This window comes from Pseudoalteromonas mucoides, from assembly GCF_049257175.1.
Classification (GTDB): domain Bacteria; phylum Pseudomonadota; class Gammaproteobacteria; order Enterobacterales; family Alteromonadaceae; genus Pseudoalteromonas.
The window spans coordinates 115306-131531 of sequence record NZ_JBMMUC010000015.1 but is presented as its reverse complement, the minus strand read 5'-3'; the positions used below and the strand labels follow the sequence as shown (position 1 = coordinate 131531).

Below are 16226 nucleotides of genomic sequence, written 5' to 3'. Positions count from 1 at the left end.
TTTATCGGTATATGAATAAATCTTCTGGAAAAACTGAGTCGAGTGAACAAACGTTGCCAATGCTTGAAAAGCACAGACAACAATTGATCATTGATATTTTAGAAAAGAGTCAATTCGCAAGTGTTAGAAGTTTGACTCAACAGCTCAATGCTTCCGAAGCAACAATCCGGCGTGACATCACTAAAATGGCCAAGCGTGGTGAAATCACAAAAATAAGGGGCGGTGCAGAATCTGCAAATAAAGAGAAGAAAAAAACTCAAATAGCCAGTACTTCTTTTAGTGTAGATAAAACAAAGCAAGCCGATACAAAAAGGCTAATTGCTAAGCGTGCTGTAGAGCTATGTTCGGATGGGGACTCTATTATCATCAATGGTGGTAGCTCTACTTACATGATGGGTGAGTTTCTATCTAGTTTACAATTAAATATTCTCACCAACTCTTTTGTTTTAGCCAACTACATAACTGAGAATAGTGAGAATCAAGTTTCGCTACCAGGCGGAGAGATTTATAGAGATCAAGGTATTATTCTCAGCTCGTATGAGAGTGATACGATAGAGAACTATCGGTCCACTATGATGTTTATGGGTACCCCAGGGATAGGGGAGTTTGGTGTAATGGAATCAGATCCTTTACTCATTAGATCAGAACAAAAATTAAAGAAACAGACTGAAAAATTAGTTATATTAGCTGATAGTACTAAGTTAGGTCAGCACAGTAATTTTATATTTTGCCCATTGTCTGAGGTGGATATTTTAATCACTGACTCAAATGCAGACATGAAGCTAATTAAAGATTTTGAGAGTAAAGGGATTGAAGTTATCATCGTACCTTTTTCCGCTGCGTAACTTTCATTAATAAGCCCTTGCTCTTAGGGCTTATTAAATTACCAAAATACTCGCTCAAACCCTGTATTTCGTATGTAATCCCTATTTTTAAGGTTATCTACAACCACAACTTCTAGAGATTCATTAGCGAGTGATGCATCATTAAATTGGGGATCATCAATAAATACCTTGTCAGGTACCTTCAATGGATAGTTTTTTTGTTGTAAAAACCTATAAAATGTATGTATTTTCACATCACCCATATTAAAGCACTCTACGGAATATTTACCCCAATCGGTATTAGTTGCAAGAATAACAAGCTGGTTATATTCAAACTGACTAATTAAGTTTCGTTCCAGTAATGCTTCTGTGAATCCTTTAGCAGCTTCAAAGTAGTTAGCTGTACTTAGTACAATTAAATCACAAGCATGAATACTTTGCCTAAGAGCAATAAGCGCTTTATTTGGTACAAGTTTCTTATCTATCAAACCATGAGTCAGTTTTTTAGCTGTGTTAAAAATTTTTTCTTCAGCATTTTCAATATTTCGGAGTAATTTGAGAGTGCCTACAAGAAGTGTATATGAACTCTCATAAGTTTTACTTTTTGCTTCCCAGTCCAAAACTAATGCTCTAAAGGCTTTAGGTTCACATAGCTCTTGCATAATTAAGAACCATAAATCATTGCCACTTTTAGTTAAAGTACCATCAATATCAAATATATGAGTACGCAAAACCTACACGCTCCAGTCTAAGTTTGATTTATAAATCATCATTATCTTCATACCATTTATATTATGTTAGAACAAAATCAATCACAATAGCTCATTATTAGCCATGTCACTCTGGTTTAATAGCGAGATATATTTCAGATTTAACTAACCCACCTAAAAGTCATCCCAAACTTCTAATTGAACTATAAGCTTGAGAATGACTTAGCACATTTGTAGCGCACCGGTTATTAAATAATCACTGAGTAGTAATCTTATTATAATATTCAACCTGCTCTTTAGATCCTAAAGCTACAGGAACACGCTGGTGAAGGGATGTTGGCTCAATTGATAAAATTGACTGGCCTAAACTTGTTGCTAAGCCACCGCTATTTTTTACAAGCAAAGCTAATGGGTTGGCCTCATAAAGTAGTCTAATTTTGCCATTACTATTCCCATTTCTATTATCTTGTGGATACAAGAATAATCCACCACGGCTTATAATACGGTGAATATCACCAACCATTGCAGCATTCCATCTCATAGATGAGCCAGAAAATGCATCACTTTTATATAATAATTCATCAAAATAAGACTGAATCTTTTCAGGCCAATATCGGTAGTTAGCAATATTTACAGAAAATTCTTTGGTTTTTACCGGTATCTCGAAGTTATTGTCTGTTAACAAATAGCCTCCATGTGTAGAGTCTAGAGTATAACAGCGCGTCGGTCCGCCGGTAGTCATAACAAGTAAAGTTGAAGCACCATATAAGACATATCCAGCACACAATTGTTGATCACCTTTTTGAGCAAACTGTAGCTCGCTATCATCTGGTACATCATCTCTTGCTTTATATATCGTAAAAATGGTACCTATTTGGCCATTGATATCCACATTAGATGAACCATCTAATGGATCAAATGCAACGATATAAGGTGCTTCTGGTGTGCCTGGAACAACAAAGTCTTCTTCTTCTGAAGCAATTGCGCGAACAGAATCATCATCCAATAACATATCTTTGAGTAGTTGGTTTGCGATAACATCCAGCTTTTTTTGCACTTCACCTTGGATATTCTCATCTAAGGTAGAACCCAGAACGCCAGCTAATGCCCCCTGACTAACTCTAAATGATATCTCTTTTGATGCAGCAAGAATTGTTCTAATCAACATAATTAATTCTAGCTCAACATTATCTTTTTTTAGTACCGGTATTAATCTTTGCAACTTACTTTCCTACTTTTTATCATGATATTAAACGTGACTACTCGCCGGTGCTCTCTGCTTATTGGCTAAAACATTTACTAGCGATTTATCAGCCAAACAATATACTCCGCGCTTATTTATGTGTATATTGACAATAAACAAATAAACTGTTTCGAAATAATACATAATCAAGGCTATTTCATGATCGGTGCTTCTGAACTCGCTATATTTGCCGCAGTCGTTGAGGAAAACTCATTCAGCCAGGCTGCATTAAAAATTGGTTTATCAAAAACAGTTATTAGTAAGAAAGTATCTGCATTAGAGCAAGAATTAAACACCCAACTACTCTATAGAACGACAAGAAAACTAAGCCTGACAGATGCAGGAAAGCTTTTGTACAAACATGCAAAAGGAATTAACCAGCAAGCCAATGATGCTTTTTCCGCTATTAATGAGCTTTCTCAAGAGATATCTGGCCATATAATCATGTCTGTCCCAACAATCTCAGGAGAGTTACTTTTAGCTGATTTAGTTGCTAGGTTTTGCAAAAAGTACCCTAAAGTTACCATTGAGTTAAGACTTGAGAACAAGCTTATTGATTTAGTGGAAGAAGGAGTAGATTTAGCTATTCGAACAGCTGATCTTGCAGATTCATCCTTGATCGCCGTACCTTTATTACAATCGAGTTGGGTTGTTTGCTGCTCTCCGAAATATTTGGAGTCTGCAAACCAACTAGCAGAAATACATGATCTTAAAATGCATAATTGTCTCTGTTATGATCTGCAAGCAAACGGCAGTAATGAGTGGCGCTTTACAAAAGACGGACAACACGAGTCAATTCTCGTCAAAGGGAGTATGTCTTCAAATAATGCTCTGTCGTTAAAAAAAGCAGCTCTTAACGATATAGGTTTAATTTATGTTCCAAAGTGTAGCGTATATGAAGAGCTACAAGCTGGCTCCCTTGTACAAGTATTACATCAATATAAAGCTCGCTCTTTAGGTGTGTTTGCCATTTACCCTTACACCCGCCATAAACCCGAAAAGATTACACGACTTATTCAAAGTATAAAAAAAGAATACCAATCGCTAGAACATATTTTTAATTAATCTACTCCCCCTTTAACCAAAGATAGCTGTCAAAGTAGCGCTTAAAGATAGCTGTCAAAGTAGCGCTTAAAGATAGCTGTCAAAGTAGCGCTTAAAGATAGCTGCGCCATAAATAGAAATAACCTCACAACATACCATCTGAAAACCACAGCTTGACATTTAACACAACATTAACCAGTATAACTAAATACAAGCATTTTCAATCAAAATAAATCAAACACTAATTCAAGCTTTATTACACACACAATAATAGGTAACTCACATGTTTAAATATAATCAATTAGCCCACTTTCCATCTGTTTAATAGAAGCAAACATCACAGACTCACTACAACTTAGCTGATGTTACTTCATATAAATATAAACAAAAATTATAACTGCTATAGCAGTCACCCAGATTTTGTGCACATTTTGCGTGCCATATTTGTCATGCATGCATAAAAGCACCTTATTATTCACAGGGTAAGAATGAATATGGATTTAAGCTTTAGAAAGAAAATAATACTTAGCGTCATCACACCTATTATTGCAATAATAGCAATTTTTGTGCTTCTGACTTACAACAACTCTATTGATACTTTTGAGAGCGATTTAGCGCATTATCAAACCGATATAAAACAAGCTAAACGCTATCATTTAAAAAGCTTAGTTAGCTTGGCACTCAATACCATTAAAGAACCAATTGAAGCAGGAAACAATGAGAAAGCCATTGATATAATAAATAATCTAAAGTTTGATTCAACTAACTATTTTTTTATTATGACCATAGACGGTATTGCTCTAGCAAACGGACGAAATCCAGCAATACGAGGAAAAGATCTCAGTAAAAATAAAAGCGTTTTGAAGCAAATCGAAGCTGTAACAAGAAAAGATGGCTATCTAACATACCTTTCAGGTCGTCCAGGTGATAACTCTGCAATTTATGAGAAGATGGCCTATCTAGAAATGATTCCTGGTACAAATTGGTATATTGGTACTGGCTTTTATATTGATGAAATAGCGCACACTATCCAAGAAAAAAAACTAAATGGAGAAATTAAACTTAACTCATTTATTCGAAATCTAGTTTTGGTTGCACTGTTCTTACTTGCAATTGTAATCGCTCTTGCTCTTGTATTTGTTAAACGATTGTACGAAGTCATTGGCGGTGAACCTTATGAAATAGAATCGGTTGTCAAAAAAATTGCATCTGGTGATTTTACAACAACTAGTCATAATACCTTAAACCCGACCGGGATTTATGGTGCAGTACAACAAATGGTAAATAAACTTAAGAATATTATTTACGATATTAATGATGCTTCATCAACGCTTAATACTTCAGCGGAAACAATGATAAATAGCGCCCATTCAGTTAAAGAAGACTCTCAGGCTCAGATGGAGCAACTTGAATTGACCGCAACAGCGATGAATCAGATGACGTTTACAGCTGAGGAAGTTGCTCGTAATGCGCTTGAAGCATCGAACTCAACTCTAGAAGCGAACGAAAACGCCAAGCAAGGCAACGAAATTGTTGCTTCCATGAATGAAAGTATCACCAGCTTAGTGTCTGGCATGCAAGAAGTTGAACAAGTGATCACCGAGCTAGAAGATAAGACCATGGGAATTGGTAGTATCTTAGATGTTATAAGAGGGATATCCGAGCAAACAAACTTATTAGCACTAAATGCAGCTATAGAGGCTGCAAGGGCGGGTGAACAAGGAAGAGGGTTTGCTGTTGTAGCCGATGAGGTTCGTCATTTAGCAACCAGAACCCAGCAAAGTACTGATGAGATTCAATTAATGATTACACAACTGCAAAACTCAGCAAAACAATCAGTCTCATTTATGGGAGTAAACATGCAAGGAGCTCAATCTACTTACGAAAAATCTATCACAGCTAGTAAAGCATTAGAAGATATACGTGAATCAATTGCCTTTATCGAAAATATGAACACTCAAATAGCAACGGCTGCAGAAGAGCAAACCAACGTAGCCACAGATATAAATAAAAGTATTGTCTCAATTAGAGATTTAGCTAATAAAACAGCTGCAAGCTCTGATGGTACACTTGAAAATGCGAATGAGTTATCTACGATATCTCATGAATTACAACAAGCAGTTAAAGCTTTTAAATTAGATTAAAGCAGCTTAAACGGTAAGTTCAACATTCTACATCGTTACTATTGAACTAAAAAAGTAGTAACCTGATTTTATAGCACTATTTAAAGGAGCCGAATTATTTAAATCGGCTCCTAATATTAAGCCCCCCTCACTAGTTAGCACCTAGGAACTACGAACGATATTCAGAACTTCCACGCTACTTTGCTATGCTCTGATCACGGTGCTTTCTCGACGGCTACGATAAAATATATCATGATATAAACAAGCCACCTTACACAATAGTACTTTTAAATTGCTCTGATATAATACAAAAATAAAAACGTGGAGGAATGTTTATGAATGTAGTACAAATCACATGTTTGATTATATTATTTTTAACTTTCGCAGTTTTAGTTGGCGGGTTGTATTTCATTCGTAACATTAGATGAAATCATCAAATAGGTTTGATTCAGAAATGAACAAGTAGCGACTATATAGTGCACCAGGTAGTCATTGTGATCCCGGTTACAAAACCGCACGGTGGACTTTAGTACACCTTAAAATAAAAAAGTCGCTTTATGTTTATAAAAGCGACATTTATCGATGACTTAGTGAGAAACCCTGTGATATTTAACCACTTAGTTTCTCATTTAATGTACATTTTTAACTGAAAGTTAATCTCTAGAGTTTAAAAAAGATACCCTTGAACTAACTTCTTCACTTCTCTCATTTTCATATTTAATGATGTAGTCAGAGGTTCGCTTACGTAGCTCGTCAACTTTAGATTTATATTCAGGTAATTGTGCAAGGTTAAATTGCTCCTTAGGATCTTCTTGTAAATTATAGAGCTGTAAGTAATCATTTTTATAAAAATCAACAAACTTCCAGTTGTCTGTTCGCAAGCCAACCATAGGGGGTATCGATACTCTTTTAGGCTGATACATATGTTCGAAGAAAAACTCATCTCTCCAGGAAGGCATTTCTTCACCTTTAACCAACCCAACTAAACTGTTGCCTTGATACATTTCAGGTATTGCAACATTTGCATAATCTAAAATTGTAGGAGCAATATCAATGTTAAGGGCCGTCTTATCAATAGTCACTCCTTGTTTGGTATTGCGAGGGTCATAAATGATTAAAGGCACTCTAAGGTCTTCTTCCCAACCAAACCACTTACCAGCTAATTGACGTTCATTTAAGCTATACCCGTTATCTCCAGTGTAAATAACAATCGTATTTTGTAACATACCCAGCTTTTCAAGTTGCTCAATAATCTGACCAACCCCTTCATCAACCGCACTTATAGCTCGATAGTGGCGTTTGACCATTTTTTGGTACATTGCGTCATTTGCATACCTGTACTCCCAGCGAGTTCGGCCAATAGATTTCTGTAAAAATTCAGGTAATGCTGCAAATGTCGCATCATCAGATAACTTTGCTGCTGGAATAGTTATATCAGTATATAAATTTTCAAATTTTGCAGGGTAATGATATTGATCTTTCTTGTCACTATCGAGTGCATGTGGATTCCAAAAATTAACATTTAATACCCAAGGTTTTGATGAATCTTGCGTTCGCTCAATAAAATCTTTTGCTCTTTGGGCAATGTAATGTGTTTGAGGGATCTCCTTTCCTTGATAAGTATTTGTTTTAGAATGTAGTAATGGTTCAAAATAATCAAACCTATCAAAGTTTTCACCTGATAGCTTTATTTCGTATTTCCCGACAAACCCTGAAGTGTAACCGTGATCTTTCAATTTTTTAGGGTAAATGTTATCTGACTCTATCGCGCCAGTTGCAGGGCGACTAAAGGTAAAGTCATGGGTCCTCTCAGTTAAGCTCGTAAGTATGCTGACTCTGCTAGAAGCACAAATTGGTGTAGTTACAAATGAATTAGAAAAACTCACTCCCTGGTTTGCCAACTCATCTAAGTTAGGCGTTTGTATTATCGGGTGATTTTTACCAAGTAAGTCCCAGCGATGATCATCAGCTAAGATAAATAGAATATTAGGGCGTTTATTGGTTGAACTTTCCGCCCCCTTTTTTATTGCACCATGGGAATTAAACCCAGTGGTGAACAAAGTTAAAATAAACAGTGTGCTCAAATATTTTTTCATTTTAATCATCCAAAAATTGTATCACTACCAAGAAACAACAATCAAAACCAATCACAATGATGACTGATTTAGCTTGAAAATGACAGTATTAATGTTACTGTAAAGAAATAATTGATTAACACAAACACACACAAAATGAATAAATCAAAACAACATTATTTATTTAAGGTAATTGTTAAGCCACTCATTATCACATTAGTAATGTCCTTAAACATAGCGTGTAGCAGCGATACAGAAACAAAAAGAGTTACTGAGCAACCTTTCGTATCAATTGCAGCTCCTGTTGAATTAAAGGTCGGCGAAGGTTTTGAATCACCTATCGGTTACTATGAGAGTAAACCTCGTTTCTCATGGAAAATAGCAAAAAACGCTCATTCTAATTTCCAATCAGCTTATCAAATTCAGGTCAGTACAACTTTAAACTTACTCACTGGACGGCCAGATTTGTGGGATAGTAAAAAGGTAAATTCATCTGGGACTAGCTGGGCTGAATACCAAGGCCAACCCCTGTCTTCAAGACAGAGCGTATTCTGGCGTGTTAGAGTTTGGAATGAAAAAAACAAACCCTCGCAATGGAGTGAACCCCAAAGTATAGAACTTGGATTATTGACCAATAGCGAGTGGAAAGCTCGCTGGATCGGGCATCCTGATACTAAACAGTCAAAAAAGCCATCCAAAAGTATTATCGCTACTCCACAATATTTCAGAAAGTCATTTAATATCAACAAAGAAATAGAAAAAGCGCGTTTGTATATTACTTCAAAGGGTGTTTTTAAGCCTTTCATTAATGGAGAAGAAGTATCAAAAGTTGATGTAATGACTCCTGGCTGGACTCCATATAGTAAAAGAATCGAAACACTCACATACGATCTAACCAACAAACTTACAAAAGGAGAAAACACTCTTGCATCAATATTAGCAGGCGGCTGGTTCTCAGCGAGGATTGCTGACTTAAAAGATACAGATCATATCCACTCCCCGCTTCTACTTGCTCAGCTTGAAATACACTTTACAGATGGTTCTACTCAAGTCGTAGCTACAGACCAATCTTGGAAAGTAACACAAAATGGCCCTATTCGCTTTGCCAGTAATTACGATGGGGAGCATTATTCACAAGCACTAGAACAACCTAATTGGAATAAGAATAATTTTGACAGTGCTACATGGCAAAGTGCTTACACACAAAAAATTGATCCTGCTATTAAGCTTAGCCCAAAAAGACACGAACCTATTAGAATCATCAATGAACTTTCACCTATTAAAATAGTGAATATTTCAAAAGATAGTGTGGTATATGATTTTGGTCAAAATATGGTTGGTGTACCTGAAATAAAAGTACCCGCATTGGCCGGCCAAAAAATAAAGGTTGAGTTCGCTGAAGCATTACATATGGGTGAGTTTTATACTGATAACTATCGTAGTGCACTCTCAACTAATTACATCACACCATCAAAGTCAGGCCTTATTAAATATAGACCTACTTTTACATTTCATGGTTATCGATACATAAAACTATCTGGCTTCGATCCATCAAAAACTCCCTCTAATAACTGGGTTAAAGCTCTAGTACAACATTCTGATATCAAGCTATATAATAACTTTCACTCATCACATGCGAAATTAAATAAGCTTTTCAGTAATATTAACTGGGGCCTTAAAAGTAATTTTTATGATGTCCCTCTAGACTGCCCTCAGCGAGACGAAAGACTAGGATGGACTGGTGACGCCAATGCGTTTGTGACACCGTCAATGTACATGGCCGACGCGTATGGTTTTTGGTCAGCTTGGCTAGAAAGCATGCGAGAAGAGCAAACTGATAATGGCAAAATCCCATTATATATCCCTTATGTAGAATGGATTAAATGGACCTCTTCTGGATGGGGGGATGCAGCCACAATTATCCCTTGGGAATTGTACATAATGACAGGAGATGAGTCGGTTTTATCTGATAACTATTCCATGATGAAGAACTGGCTAAATTATCACGAAAGCCAAAGCAATAATCACATTTCAAACATGCAAACGTTTGGCGACTGGTTACAACCTTACCCGAAAGCACAAGGAAAAAAAGCAAACCGAGGTGATACAGATTTTAGTTTAATTGGCACCGCTTTCTATGCTCGCTCAGTTGAGTTAACGCTTAAAACTGCCAAAGTACTTAAGAAAAAAGCTGATATAGAGCAACTAACAAGATTGCACCAACAAATAAAAACAGCATTTAGAAAAACTTTCTTCGATCAAAACCTAATGCCTAAAAAAGGAGAGTCGACACAGACTGCATACTTACTTGCTTTAGAATTTAACTTATTCGAACAAGCCGAAATTGAAAAAGCCCAACATCTACTCATTGGACTAATTGAAAAAGCAGACAACCACCTTCGCACAGGCTTTTTAGGCACGCCATTACTTGCGTCAGCTCTACAAAAAGCAGGTCGTAGCGATTTAGTCTATCAATTACTGTTTAAAGAAAGTTATCCATCATGGTTTTATTCAATCAACAATGGCGCAACGACAACATGGGAGCGCTGGAATTCTTATTCGTTAGAGGAAGGTTTTAACCCGCAAGGAATGAACTCCTTAAATCACTATGCTTACGGCACTATTTCTAGATGGTTCTATGAAGGAATATTAGGTGTTACACCTATAGAAGCTGGATTCAGAGAATTTAACGTTTCACCACAATTTTCTCACTATCTAAATAATGTTGGCGGAAACATACAGACAACCAATGGTGCTATTGAGCTCAGCTGGTCATTAAAGGGAAATGAAGCATCCATTTCACTCACAGTACCAAAGAACTCAACAGCCATATTAGACTTGGCTCATTTAAGTGACGTAACAATTTTACAACAAGGTAAAACAGTTACGAATAAAAGAAGATTAACACCTGGTGAGTATCAGATTCATGGCAAAATTTAATTATATAGCTGTTTTATTAATCCTGCTGCTTACTGCCTGTAGTTCAAGCGAAGTTAAGAATGATTTGATCGGTACACAGGATAAAGAGCCCGTAAATGTGCTGGTTTTTTTGGTCGACGATTTACGTAGTGATTTAGGTGTTTATGGCCATAAACATGTTAAAAGCCCTAGTATAGATAAGCTAGCGACTGAAGGTATCAAATTTACTAACGCTTATGCGCAACAAGCAATTTGCGGACCTTCTCGCGTTAGTATTATGACCGGGTTACGTCCAGAAACGACTGGGCTTTACACAATTCGCAGGGATGGTCGCTTACGACCTAATCAGCCTGATGTTGTTTCTATGCCACAACTCTTTAAAGAAAACGGCTATAAAACTATCAGTATTGGTAAGGTCTATCATAGTGTAACGGATGATCAAGAAAACTGGTCAACGCATATTAAAAAGCTTGATAATTTTTATGCGAATTCTGAAAACGCAAAAACGCGCTTCGCTTATGAAGCGGGTGAAGTAGATGACAACTTTTATAAAGATGGCAAAGTTGCAACAGATGCTATCAATACTTTAAAGCAACTTAAAGATGATAAGTTTTTAATGTTTGTAGGCTTTAGTAAGCCACACCTTCCTTTTAATGCGCCAAAAAAATATTGGGACCTTTATGACCGCGATCAGTTCAGTGTTCCTAGTAGAGAAAAACCTGACAATATGTACCGACTAGCTCTCACTAAATGGGGGGAGCTTCGTATGTATGGAGGCATCCCACAAAAAGGGGATGTTGATGATGAGCTAACTAAAACGCTTATTCACGCTTACTACGCCTCGGTAAGTTATATGGATGCGCAAGTTGGCCGTGTAATGGAAGCGCTAAATGAAATGGATTTACGAGACAATACAATGGTCGTCTTTATGAGCGATCACGGGTATAAGTTAGGTGAGTATGGTGCATGGAATAAACACACTAATATGGAATTAGATACGAAGGTACCCCTTATCATCAGTCGTGAGTTATCCCATGATAATCGCAAAGCAGGCAAAACATCGAAGGCACTCGTTGAAAACGTAGATATTTTCCCTTCAATAGCACAAGCAGCCGGGCTCCCCACCCCTAAGGTCGATGGTAAAAGTTTATTAACAGTCACTGATAACCCTGACATGCCATTTAAAAAAGCCGCTTATAGCTTGTTTAATCGCGGAAAGATCATGGGAGTAACAGTGACAGATGGCCTATGGCGTTATACAGAGTGGAGAAATGCTCAGACGCAAGAGATTAAAAGTACTGAGCTCTACAATCACACCACCAGCAACGTAGCAACCGTCAACGTAGCTGGCGAAAGAGAATACGCAAAAATTAAAGAACGACTCAAAGCACTTTTGGATGAAAAGTTTCCTCAAGACGCTCCATCGTTTTATAAAAAACGTCACGTAATAAATAATTAAGAAACAATAATGAAATTACTCAAGCTCACACTACTCACACTCTGTATTGGTATGACAGGCTGCCAATCGTCTACGACGCCATCACAAAATGACAATGTGATTGAAACAGCACACACATTCACTGCTGACTTTACCACTGAGCAAGAAAAACTTGGTCAGATATATGATTTTTTTGACGTTGCAGTCAGGACAGAGCACGGAAACCCAAAATCTAAACCAGCAACCTTTGGCCGTAAAGCTAAAGTCAATACAGTACGTATGCTAGGCGGATGGTATAACCAAGATCTTACTGGTGATACTTATATTTGGGACGGTGAAAAATACGTTTATAATTTCAAAGCAGCAACTGATCGCATTGATAGTTGGCTTAAAAATGATTGGGATATTTTCCAGATAGTGTTGGATAACCCACCTTGGGCATTTCAACGTGGCTATAATTTTGTCGAACAGCCAGATGGCATACACTATTTGGCCAAAGACCGTGTCGGCGTATATGGTAACGGTTTACCACCTAAGGATGCTAAAGCTTGGCATGATTATATTCGTGCTTTGATCACCCACTTAGTAGACAAGTATGGTGAAAGGCAGGTATTAAGTTGGCGATTTAGAATAGGTTCAGAAATAGACACTCGTCCACAACATTGGGCTGCTACTCAACAAGAGTTTTTTGAACACTATCAAAACACTGTTTTAGCACTAAAATCTGTCCTCCCCAAGGCAGTTGTAGGTACTCACTTTCGCGAAGCGACCCATAAAAGCAACTATATTGATTACACTGGTAACACTGATGATGCTTATGCTCCAAACTTTGTCAGTTGGGCAAAACAAAATAATGTTCCCTACGACTTCTTAGCCATTTCTTATTATCCCCATATTACTCATCCTCAAGAAATGGATATGGATGAAGTTTACCAAAAGCAAATAGCGCCCATTTTAGAGCACCCCGATTATAATGCTGATGCCCGCTTTGAAATCCATGAGTATAAATTTATCGTAAAAATGAAACGAGCTGGTTTCGTCAGTGTCGCAACGTCACACAACTCTGCATTTTTTGCCATGCTGTCAAAAATGATGCTAGAGAAGAATATAAAAGATGTATATCAATGGGGAAATGCCAGAAAAGGCTCTTATAGCCCCGAGGCCATGACACAACTAGCTCTCAATAACATGGTCGGCAATAGTTTTTATCGCAATACACGTAGTGAAACTCAGTCAGAAAGAGGAAATTATATCGATGGTATATTTTCTCAAAAACAAAGTAACCAAGACATTGACATTCTTATGTTTAGTTTTAATAAAAAAAATATGGAATATCAAACACCCGAGCAGATACAGCTTTCATTACGTGTCGATAAACCTGCTGGCACAGAGTTTAAGTATCGGGTTGCGCAAATTGATAATACAAGCAATTTCGATCAACTATTTTTTGCAGATCACCCGAATGCCATGATCCCACAAAACCAAGGGGGATGGCGTAAAAATGACTCTCACCCTACTGCATCGGCGACTAATGCATTAAACGAAACCGGGCTTAAAGTATATAAAGAAAGCCTATCCAAATATGGAAAAATCAACAAACTCAACTGGGGTGAATGGCAGCACGGAAAGACTACCGCAGATAGTAACTCACAGCTTTCACAAGTACATATAAAAAATACTCTGCCTTCTTTTAGTGTACAAAACTATCAGGTTCGTTGGTAACACATTAATTAAACTTTCGGAATGACGACTAATGACAGCTATAAAAACACAATTTACATTGCTTATGTTAGCCTCTTTACTCGGGTGCAGTCACAACGACTTAAATGATAGCCATACATCAAATAAGTCTATTATTTACGAATCGTTCGAGCAAGGCGGCTGGAATGCTGAAAATACAACTTTATCAATAAGTACCCACCAACCTGGCTTAGATCCATCACTGCCGATGAATTTTTTATTTGCTCAGTTACAGGGTCCCCACTCTTTTACTCTTGATGAATCAAAAGCACGATCAGGCCACTACTCCGCGAAGTTACTATGGAAAGCAAATAATCCATCAAAATGGAACGGTGATCCGCAGAAGCTAGATAACACAGACCGTAAAGCCATGTTTCATGGTAAAAAAGCGCAAAGTAATATTTCAACCGTATGGTATGGGTTTAGTGCTTACTTTCCGAGTGAATTCACACAGTTTACACAAGATCAAGGCGCACTATTTTTTCAAATACACGGTGCACGAGATGGCCAAAGTGAACCAAATCGCATACCACCGGTTGCTCTTAACCTTAAAAAGCAGGGCTTTAGTTTAGGTTATTCATGGGATAGCAAAAAAATCAGTACCAGCACCCAAGGAGAAGGCAATGAGACATTAACAATTCCCGCAACTCTCGCTGATTATCAAGATCGTTGGGTTGATTTTGTTTTAAAAGTAAACACCAATCCTTTTCAAGAAAAAGGCGGTATTACCTTATGGATTGATGGTAAACAGGCCGCAGATATACAAGACATCCAGTTAGGCTACAACGACAAACAAGGCGTTTATCCCTCATTTGGTTGGTATTTATGGGGGGAGTATGCCAATCGTGACGAAGACGTTGTCATGTATTTAGATGAAATTCGTCAGGCTGAAGGTAATGAACTTAACTATCAAGATCTTGTGCCAAGAACTAATTAATAACGAGCTCATAAATAGGTTTATTTGATCAGAGCGGCTAACGCCTTATTGCTTATTTAAATAAAATGTTAGCCCTACTTATAAGATATTGATCCTAGCCATTTAATACTTGAATTAGGCGGCCTTAAAATAATTGAGAAACTATGAAAAATTTCATAATGTTAATCACTTTATACTCTTCAATAAGTTGTCCTGTTTCCGCAGAAGTAATTTGGTTTGCCGACGCCGATAAAAGTACTCAAGTGGACAGTTTTTTTAAACGACTTGATGATGGCAATTACCCTCAAGATTATTGCAAATTTCAAGGTGATGAAAAAAATGTCAAAGCCTCATCGTATAATGTACTTACCGATGAAAAACTCGGCAAAATTTGGATGATTAACAAACCAAAAAATAGGAAAAGAGCTGAATTAGCGAGAACTGAAGGCAAGCTAAATTCATTTAGTCCTAACGAAGGCGATGATCTCTATATTGCTTGGCAATGGAAGATTGATACAGCAGATAACTTGCCTATAGATAAGGAAGTCACTGTTTTCCAATGGAAGTCAGCCAGCCCGCATTTTCAAAATTACCCACTTAATTTTGAATATGATGGTGATTTAACTTTAAATGCTTGGGGCGCTAATTATGATGAAAATAAGAACTATAAATCACGAAGAACGGTGTTGTGGCGTAAACCCGTAGCACAAAATGAATGGATCTCTATCATTCTTCGCATTAAAGTAGATAAAGGTAACCATGGCGGGTTCGTTCAATTTTGGTTTAATGGTGAGCAACAGGAATTAACAAATCTTGAATCGAAGTTATATCAAGTAAAAGTATCTGACGATAAAAAAACTATATTTCATCGTACAAATGATGGCCGTTTTGTTTACCCTAAATGGGGCGCATATAATAAAAAGTCGTGTAAGTATGATATTAATGCTTACTTTCACGATATTAAAATTGGTACAAGCTTATCGTCTGTTATCCCCGATAATTTTCGTTAGTAAGATAAAAATCGACTTTGGACATACTATAGTAAAGTGAACTACCCAGCGACATCGCTTCGCTCTGATCACTGGGTTTTCTCGACTTATTTAGATAAGATCGTTTATTTATTAAACCGGAAAAACAGGTAGCTTTTAATTGTATTAAGTATAACCCAGCACACAATCGCTTCGCGATACGCAC

Annotated in this window: 11 protein-coding genes; 8 read left to right on the top strand and 3 right to left on the bottom strand. The window is 37.1% G+C overall.

Features of this window, described 5'->3' with window-relative positions; translation table 11 throughout:
• Positions 1-11: 11 nt before the first annotated feature.
• Positions 12-845, top strand: coding sequence for a DeoR/GlpR family DNA-binding transcription regulator (locus AAEU30_RS16440; RefSeq protein WP_421961433.1), 834 nt, complete (start codon positions 12-14; stop codon positions 843-845).
• Positions 846-883: 38 nt separating this feature from the next.
• Here the strand turns inward: AAEU30_RS16440 and AAEU30_RS16435 are convergent, their stop codons facing one another.
• A complete protein-coding gene (locus AAEU30_RS16435; RefSeq protein WP_421961432.1) occupies positions 884-1555 on the bottom strand; it encodes an HAD family hydrolase in 672 nt (223 codons plus the stop codon).
• Positions 1556-1790: 235 nt separating this feature from the next.
• Entirely contained in the window at positions 1791-2756 is a 966-nt protein-coding gene (locus AAEU30_RS16430; RefSeq protein ID WP_421961431.1) for a class 1 fructose-bisphosphatase, read from the bottom strand.
• A gap of 180 nt (positions 2757-2936) precedes the next feature.
• Between AAEU30_RS16430 and AAEU30_RS16425 the strand changes: the two genes are divergently transcribed.
• Both AAEU30_RS16425 and AAEU30_RS16420 read left to right on the top strand, forming a co-directional pair.
• Positions 2937-3842: a LysR family transcriptional regulator gene (locus tag AAEU30_RS16425; RefSeq protein WP_421961430.1), complete on the top strand. Its 906-nt coding sequence runs from the start codon at positions 2937-2939 to the stop codon at positions 3840-3842.
• Between the two features lie 473 nt (positions 3843-4315).
• The gene (locus AAEU30_RS16420) at positions 4316-5965 is read left to right on the top strand and encodes a methyl-accepting chemotaxis protein (protein ID WP_421961429.1); all 1650 of its coding nucleotides are present in this window, start codon (positions 4316-4318) and stop codon (positions 5963-5965) included.
• A gap of 632 nt (positions 5966-6597) precedes the next feature.
• Here AAEU30_RS16420 and AAEU30_RS16415 read toward each other — a convergent pair.
• Entirely contained in the window at positions 6598-8040 is a 1443-nt protein-coding gene (locus AAEU30_RS16415; protein ID WP_421961428.1) for a sulfatase family protein, read from the bottom strand.
• A gap of 135 nt (positions 8041-8175) precedes the next feature.
• Between AAEU30_RS16415 and AAEU30_RS16410 the strand changes: the two genes are divergently transcribed.
• The 5 genes from AAEU30_RS16410 (at position 8176) to AAEU30_RS16390 (ending at position 16042) form a co-directional block, all read left to right on the top strand.
• Positions 8176-10959, top strand: a complete 2784-nt coding sequence (locus tag AAEU30_RS16410) for an alpha-L-rhamnosidase (protein WP_421961427.1) — start codon at positions 8176-8178, stop codon at positions 10957-10959.
• A complete protein-coding gene (locus tag AAEU30_RS16405) occupies positions 10946-12397 on the top strand; it encodes a sulfatase (RefSeq protein WP_421961426.1) in 1452 nt (483 codons plus the stop codon). Before AAEU30_RS16410 ends, AAEU30_RS16405 begins: the two co-directional genes overlap by 14 nt.
• Before the next feature lie 9 nt (positions 12398-12406).
• Positions 12407-14098: a GH39 family glycosyl hydrolase gene (locus AAEU30_RS16400; protein ID WP_421961425.1), complete on the top strand. Its 1692-nt coding sequence runs from the start codon at positions 12407-12409 to the stop codon at positions 14096-14098.
• A gap of 31 nt (positions 14099-14129) precedes the next feature.
• Positions 14130-15053, top strand: a complete 924-nt coding sequence (locus AAEU30_RS16395; RefSeq protein WP_421961424.1) for a heparin lyase I family protein — start codon at positions 14130-14132, stop codon at positions 15051-15053.
• A gap of 143 nt (positions 15054-15196) precedes the next feature.
• Positions 15197-16042: a heparin lyase I family protein gene (locus AAEU30_RS16390; protein ID WP_421961423.1), complete on the top strand. Its 846-nt coding sequence runs from the start codon at positions 15197-15199 to the stop codon at positions 16040-16042.
• Positions 16043-16226: the final 184 nt, after the last annotated feature.